We start from the raw sequence: 8,108 nt of genomic DNA, 5'->3' as shown, positions 1-8,108 counted from the left end.
GATCCGCAGCGACGGCACCGCCGAGGCGAGTGCGGGACCGGCCTGACCGAACGGAGCCCCGACGGTCACGATCAGGTCGCAGCGCTGGGTGACCAACCCGGCGAGGACGGGGCCGGACTGACCGGCATCGATGGCGGGCGCGATCATCTGCTGGACGTTGGTGCCGTGCTGGGTGCCGGCCTTCTGCATGGCCGTCCAGACCGAGGAGACGGTGTCGTTGCCCGCGGCCGTGGCACTGTCGGCGGCCAGGCACGCGGTGGCGCGTCCGGAGAGGTCGTTCGCGCGGGCGGGTGGCGGAGCCTGGTCGTTCCCGGATCCGCGGACGAGCGCGAGTGCGGCCAGGCCGGCGGCGACCGCGGCAACGAGTACGGCCGGGAGAAGCCGCCTGCGGCCGGAGTGGAGGGAGCGGAGCGGCATCGGAGGGACTCTCCTCGGGGCTGACACGGCTGGGCGGGGACGGCGGGCAGGGGGGGGGGGAGAAGGGGGGGAAGGGGCAGGAACGGCGGCTCTTCCGGGGCCTTTCCGAGCGACGGGTCCCCTGGCTGCCCCTGTTCCTGCCCCCGCCGCCGGCGGACCGGGGTCGCGCGGGTGCCGGGGGTGCGGGTCGGCGGCGCCAACGGAGCCGTACGAGGACCACGGCCGAGACCGCCAGGACAGACCCGGCGGCGACCGCTGCCACCGGGACGGTGGGGAACGACGAGGCGGACGGCTCGGCCCCCCGGGGGCGCAGGAGCGGGTTCTCGCGGCCGGCCGCGTCCTGGACACCGGTCAGAGCGGCGAGCGGATCCAGCCTGCCGTACCCGAGTTTCGCGTCCGGACGGTCAAGGCGTTCGATCGTGGAGGTGATGAGGCGGTGAATCACCTGGCCCGCGCTCAATTCGGGATGACTGGAGCGGATGAGCGCGGCAGTGGCCGAGACGTACGCGGCCGCGTAGCTGGTGCCGTCGGCATTGACGTAGCTGCCCTGGTCATTGGTGGAGAGGATCCCGACGGCGGGTGCCGCGACGACGATACCCGGCCCGGATTCGCTGGACGGCCAGAAGACCCCGGCGGAGTCGACTCCCGAGACGGAGACGACACCGGGGAAGGCCGCCGGATACATGGCGGGATTTCCTCTGTCCCCGTCGTTTCCGGCGGAGGCGACCACGACGGCGTCCCTTTCCATCGCATAGCTGACGGCCTGTCGCAGAAGCGGGTCGGGATCCGGCGATCCGACGGAGATATTGATGACCTGTGCGCCATGGTCCGCTGCCCAGACGATGCCGCGGGCGACTGCGGACGCGGAGATCTGGCCGCCCGGGCCGACCCGGACCGGGAGGATCTTCGCCTCCGGCGCCAGACCTGTCATCCCGTCGCCCGGGGCAGGCCCTCCGCCGGCGGCGATGATGCCGGCGATGGCCGTGCCGTGGGAGTCGCCCGAGGTGTCGGTCCGGCCGTCACCGCCGTCCCCCAGCAGGCTGACACCGGGGAGTACCCGGCCGGCCAGATCGGGATGGTCGGCGGCTACCCCGCTGTCGACGACGGCCACCGTCGTGCCGGATCCGCGGCTGGTCGCCCAGATCTCGTCCGCCCTGAAATGTCCCGAATCGAGGGGCCATTCGCCGGCGCGAATGGACTCCGCGTGACTCGCGGAGGTCGCGCCCAGAAAGGCCAGGGCGAGGAGCGCAGCGCCACCAATGTGGACGAAGCGGCGCCGACCGGACAAAGTTGTTCCCCCGAACGGAAGTTGACGAACACATGTGACCCAGGGGTGCCCCCGGGCGGGTACAGATCGTATCCACGGATGACGAGCGGGTGTACCGGAGGAATGGAGTCCGGGCGGTCTTTAGCAGACCTTTGCCTAGATCATTTGGTGATGAATTGACCCATACATCGTCAATTCCCGTGAGGAAGAACGCATTTGTGACTGGACGGAACTCGCGCGCGGTCGATAGAACGTTCGTGGGCCTGCCCATAGGGGGTGTGGCACTCCGCATCCGCCTACCTTGGGGACGGCCTTGCGTCGCTTTTCGCACCGCCACACGGCTTCGCTCATAGGCCGCACCAGCAACCGCGCCCGCGAACACGCAGTTCCTTTCGCGCGTCTCGTCGGACCTGCTCGGGGCACCACCGTATGGGGCAGGGCACGCTGGCTGTCGGCGCTCCTGTGCATGCTCCTCGTCCAGGCCGTGGCCATCCAGCCCGCCGTGGCGTTCGCCGAACGGCTCGCACCCTCGGGCGCGCGATCTGCAGCACCGCCCACGCCGCCGCAGATCGCCGGCCGCACCGACGGGTTGAGCCACCGGGTCGGCGCGGCCGAGACGTCCCGCGGAAAGGCCGCCGACGGCGTATCGGCCGGACACACGTCCGCCCCCGGCGAACTGTCCGGGCAGGCGACCGCGCAGGGCCCCGGCAAGCTGCGTACGCCCGAGCCGCAGCAGCCCGTGGCCGGCGTCCAGGTGACACCGCCGGACCTGACCGGGCGCGGCCGCCGGAAGGCCGACGAGAACGCGCCCAGGAGCGCGGGAGAGGCGACGGCCGGGCGGACCGCGCCGACCAAGGACTCCTCCGCGGCCTGGGTGGCCCCTGCCGACCCCGCCGGCGCGGCCGAGGTCACCGGGGCGAGGACCCCGACCACCTCGGTGTTCGAGAACTCCGACGGCACGAAGACGATGCGCGTCTACACCCGACCCGTCCACTACAAGAAGGCCGACGGGACCTGGGAGAACATCGATACCGGGTTGTCCCGCCGCAGGGACAACCGGTGGGCCGAGGCCGCGAACGACCAGGCGCTCAGCTTCGCGCCGAAGGCCGACAGCCCGGTGCTGCTGGACTGGACGATCGACCCGGGGCACCGCCTGTCGTACAGCCTCCAGGACGCGCGGCCGGTGGAGGCCGTCGCGGCGACGGACAAGCTGACCTATCCGGGTGCGCTGCCCGACACCGACGTGGTGTACAACGCCCTCGCCGCAGGGATCAAGGAGTCGCTGGTCCTGCACAGCGGTTCCGCGCCCACCAGCTGGGTGTTCCCGCTGACCGTCACCGGACTGTCGCCCGCCCTGGACGCTGCGGGCAACGTGCAGTTCACCGACGAGAGCGGCCACGCCAGGATGACGATCCCGCGCGGATTCATGGAAGACTCGGCGGTCGACCCGCACTCCGGCGAGCCGGCCCACTCCGACGCCGTGACCTACCGGCTCACCGCGATCGACGGCAAGCCGGCCCTGGTGATGGACATCGACGCCGGATGGCTGAAGGACCCCCGGCGGGTCTTCCCGGTGAAGGTCGACCCGACCGGCCAGATCGGCGCGACCCGGTCGACCTACGTGGACTCGACCAACTCCTACAACCACTCGAGCGAGGACACCCTCAAGGTCGGCAGCTACAACGGGGGATCCCCCTCGGACATCAGCTACCTGGTCTTCGACTCCCTGGGCTCGAACCTCGGCAACATGTACATCCAGAAGGCCGAGCTGAACCTCAACGCCATCTGGAGCGGCGGCTGCCTCCAGCGAGAGGTCGTGGTCCACGCGATCACCTCGGCCTGGAACCCTGCCGGCGTCACCAACGCCTCCCAGGTACCCTTCGACCCCGCGGCCATCGCCTCCGCCTCCTTCAAGGCGCCCAACAGCAACTACTGCCCCGGTTCGCCCGTCACCGTGCCGTTCAACCTCGGCGACTCGGCCACGACCGCGGGCGTGCAACTGGTCAACAGCTGGACGCACGGCGCCCCCAACTACGGCTTCGCACTGACCTCCGACACCCGTGACATCCAGGCGTGGAAGAAGTTCGACAGCGTCAACACCAAGTTCCCGCCCTACCTGAAGCTCACCTACGTCGACTGGGCCGCCAGCTACTCCGTCCCGCCGAACTACGTCCCGCCGACGGCGGTGGCACCCGGCTCGCAGCAGGTCACCATGACCAACCTCGCGGCGAACTGGTGGAACTCCAACAGCATGCGGGTCCGCCCGCGCTTCTACGACGAGAACTGGAACGAGCTGTGGCCGGGAGCCGGCACCACCACCGGTGTCCCCGGCCTGGTGAAGTCCGGTGAGTCGGTGACCTTCACCGCCACCATCCCGCCGATGGCCCCGGGACGCAGTTACCAGCTGTGCTGGGACGGCCTGGTGAACGGCACCGCCTCGCTGCTCGACACCTACGGCATCCCGTACCAGAACTGCACCTGGGTGGCGGCTGCGGCCCTCAACCCCCAACTCGACCTCATGGCCCCGCTGTCGGGCTCCGTCGTCGGCGGTCTTCAGCCGCAGCTGTACGCCATCGGTCACGACGTCGACAACTACCCCGGCCTCGGGCTCGACTACGACTTCCGGGTCTACACCAAGCCGTCCTCGGGCGACCCCCAGCTGATCGCGGAGTCCGGCTGGCAGCCCAGCACGTCCTGGGCGGTCCCCGCCGGCGTGCTGGAGTGGGGCAAGAGCTACCTCTGGAACGTCAAGGCCGGCGACCACGTGGGGGAGAGCCCGCTGTCCGACACGGCGTCCTTCTCCACCGAGGTCCAGCAACCGCTGATCACCTCGCACCTGGGCGGTGCGGCCGGCGACGCCTCGGGCCGCACCTTCGACCCCAAGGTCGGCAACTACACCACCGAGGCCACCGACGCCGAGGTGAAGACGGTGGGCCCGGCCCTGGCGGTCACCCGCTCCTACAACTCGCTCGACCCCCGCACCTCGACGCTCTTCGGGGCCGGCTGGACCTCGGCGTTCGACATGCGCGTCCAGCCGGACGCGGACGGCACCGGCTCCGTCGTCCTGACCACCGCCAACGGCCGCGCCGCCCGCTTCGGCGCGGACCCGCACGGCGGGAGCGTCTTCACGCCGCCACCGGGCGAGTTCGAGTCCCTGAGCACCGCCCCGGACGGCGGCTACGACCTGCAAGTCAAGGGCGGGACCCGCTACGAGTTCCACGCGGCCTCCAACGGGGGCCACGCCCTGTCGGGGGTCACGGACTCGGCGGGCCACCAGCAGAGCCTCCACTACGCCGACGGCCGGCTGGACACGGTGACGGACGTGGCGTCGCACCGCGCCCTGCACCTGGAGTGGACCGCGGACAGCCGGCACGTCGCGAAGGTGTACACGGACCCGGTCACCGGCACCGACTGGAACACGGCCCTGACGTGGACGTACACGTACAATGCCGCGAAGCCCGACCAGCTGGACCAGGTGTGCACACCCCCGGCCGGCACCAACACGGCGCGCCCGTGCACCACGTACAGCTACAACGAGGGATCCCACCTGCGCTCGGCGGTGCTCGACTCCGCCCCCGTCTCGTACTGGCGACTCGGTGAGGCCGGCGGCGACACGGCCGTCAGCGAGGTGATCGAGAACCAGGGCAACGACAACGCCCACTACTCCGCGAGCGGCGTGACGCTCGGCACCCCCGGTCCGACGGCGTCGACGGCCACGGCGGCCACCTTCGACGGAACCTCCGGCTACGTGACGCTCCCGCAGAGCGTGCTCGACACGTCCTCGTACACCTCTGTCGGCCTCTGGTTCAAGACCTCCGCCTGGGGCGTGCTGTTCAGCTATCAGGCGGACACCTTCCCCGGCAGCGGCGCCACACCGGCGAACTACACACCGGCGCTCTACGTCGGCGTGTCCGGGAAGCTCCACGCCAAGTTCTGGAACGGGCCGTCCAACACCATCGACTCCTCGGACGCGGTCAACGACGGCAAGTGGCACTTCGCCCTGCTGTCCGCAGCCGGTACCTCCCAGACCCTGTACCTCGACGGGCAGGCCCAGGGCAGTCTGCCCGGCGCCGTGATCGCGCCCGGTCAGCGGTCGGAGGCGGTCGGCGGCGGCTTCATCAGCGCCGGCTGGCCGGACACGCCGTACGACTACACCGGTCGTGCGAACTACTTCTCCGGCAGCATCAGCGACGTCGCCTTCTACAACCGCACGCTCGGCGCCCCGGCGGCCGCGTCCCTCTGGGAGGCCGGCAGCCATGCCTCGCCCGAGCTGTCCGGACTCAAGCTCCCTTCGGGCAAGACCAGGCTCTCCGTCGCCTACGACACCCTCAAGGACCGTGCGGCGGAGGTCACCGACGAGAACGGCGGCACCTGGAAGCTCAACGCGCCGACCGTCTCCGGCTCCTCCCAGGAGTACCGCGGCCAGGTGATGGGCTCCCGGCCCGCCGGCTACTGGCGGCTGTCCGAGAGCGCGGGTGTCCAGGCCGCCAACCAGGTCTACACGCCCCGCCCGACCCCCAACAGCGGCAACTACTCCGAGGTCGCCCTCGGTGCTACCGGCCCGTTCCCCGGGGCCGTCGCGGCCACCTTCAACGGCAGCACGTCCTGGGCCGAACTGCCCGCCGCCTACGCCCCGCAGGCAGGACCGGGAGCCCTCGGCCTGTGGTTCAGGACCAGTGACACCGGCGTCCTGCTCTCCTACCAGTCGTTCCCGGTCGGCGGGAGCTCCAACGGGACCACGAGCCGCTGGAACCCCGCTCTGTACATCGGCAACGACGGGCGTCTGCGCGCCCAGCTCTGGATGGGCGACGCCGCCCAGACCCTGGCCACCGGCGGCGCCGTCAACGACAACCAGTGGCACTTCGCCCTGCTGTCGGCCGACAGCCCGACCTCCCAGAGCCTCTTCCTCGACGGCACCCTGGCCGCCGGCCCGCTGAACGGCACCATCGCACCGAACGGGACCGACCACGTGTTCCTCGGCGCCGGAGCCGTCTTCGGCGGCTGGCCCGCCGCGCCGGCCGACTCCGCCGGCCACTTCAAGGGACAGATCGCCGACGTCGCGGCCTTCCCGCACGGCTTCGACACGGTCAGGGCGACCGCCCTGTACCAGACCGCGCTCACCGGCGGCCAGGCGCAGTACGACGCCGCGGTCCTCGACGCCCACCCCACCGGGTACTGGCGCCTGGACGACAGGAGCGGCAATCAGGTCACCGAGGTCGTCTCCTCGGCCGCGCTCGCCCAGAACCGCGGCACCAACCACGGCACCACCTGCTGCCAGAGCGGGCCCTGGGCCTCCGGCACCTCGGCCACCACCGGCTTCAACGGCACCACCTCGTACATCCAGCTGCCCGGCAACATCGCTCCGAAGCCCTACGGGGCCACCACCGTCGAACTCTGGTTCAAGACGACGGGCCCGGGTGTCCTCTACGGCTACCAGTCGTTCCCGGTCGAAGGCCGTCCCAACGGCTCGACGGACCGGTGGAACCCCGCGCTGTACGTCGGCACCGACGGCAGGCTCCACGGCACCATGTGGAGCGGCGACCCTGCCAACGGCACCGTCTCACCTGCACCCGTCAACGACGACAAGTGGCACCACGCCGCCCTCGTCGGAGACTCCTCCGGGCAGACCCTCTACCTCGACGGCGCCAAGGCCTCCGCCAACGCCACCGGGCTCCCGATCACCTACAACGGGTCGGCCTACGCCTACCTCGGAGCCGGCACCACGGACAGCTGGCCCGCCGCGCCGACCGACTCCGCCGGCCACTTCAAGGGCGCGCTGAGCGACTTCGCGATCTTCAACTACGCCCTCGGCGCGGGCACCATCGCCGCCCAGTACCGCGCCGCGACCACCTCGGGACCCCCCGGGGGCATCGACGCCGCCGGCGCCTACCGCTCCACCGTCGTCCAGAACGGGGCATACGGCTACTGGCGCCTCAACGACCCCTCGGGATCGTGGTACGCGCTCGACGAGCTCGGCACCGCGCTGCCCGACGGCACCTCCGGCACCTACCAGGACGTCGTCCTGAACGCCGACGGTCCCACCAGCGACTACAACAACCAGCGCTCCGCCGTCTTCAACGGCAGCACTTCCTTCCTACGGCTGCCCGCGGACGCCGCCCCCAGCAAGGGCCCGGCCAGCATGGAGCTCTGGTTCAAGACCACCGACGGCGGGCCGCTGTACAGCTACCAGGACTGGCCGGTCGACACCCCGCGGCCCTCCTACGCCCACTGGAACGACGCGCTGTACGTCGGTTCGGACGGCCGCCTGCACGGCCAGTTCTGGATGGGCTGGTCCGGCTACACGCTGACCTCCGACCGCACCGTCAACGACGGGAACTGGCACCAGGCCGTCCTGACGGCCGACGACAGCGGCCAGACCCTGTACCTGGACGGCCGCCAGAGCGCGGTCGACACCGGCGGTCGC

At 71.0% G+C, this 8,108-nt stretch carries 2 protein-coding genes and 1 pseudogene; 1 reads left to right on the top strand and 2 read right to left on the bottom strand.

The window, feature by feature from the left end:
* Both MCM47_RS38940 and mycP read right to left on the bottom strand, forming a co-directional pair.
* On the bottom strand, positions 1-417 hold a 417-nt coding region (locus MCM47_RS38940), incomplete at its 3' end, for a hypothetical protein (protein WP_238951644.1).
* 202 nt (positions 418-619) lie between these two features.
* Positions 620-1,705, bottom strand: a pseudogene (gene mycP / locus MCM47_RS44315) (type VII secretion-associated serine protease mycosin); the annotation flags it as partial.
* 445 nt (positions 1,706-2,150) lie between these two features.
* On the opposite strand from mycP, the gene MCM47_RS38930 reads away from it, so the two are divergent.
* Positions 2,151-8,108: LamG-like jellyroll fold domain-containing protein (locus MCM47_RS38930; protein WP_305068075.1), on the top strand; the 5,958-nt coding region annotated here is incomplete at its 3' end.

Origin of the sequence: Kitasatospora sp. A2-31, assembly GCF_022288725.1 — a bacterium.
Classification (GTDB): domain Bacteria; phylum Actinomycetota; class Actinomycetes; order Streptomycetales; family Streptomycetaceae; genus Kitasatospora.
This window is presented reverse-complemented; position numbering and strand designations above follow the sequence as displayed.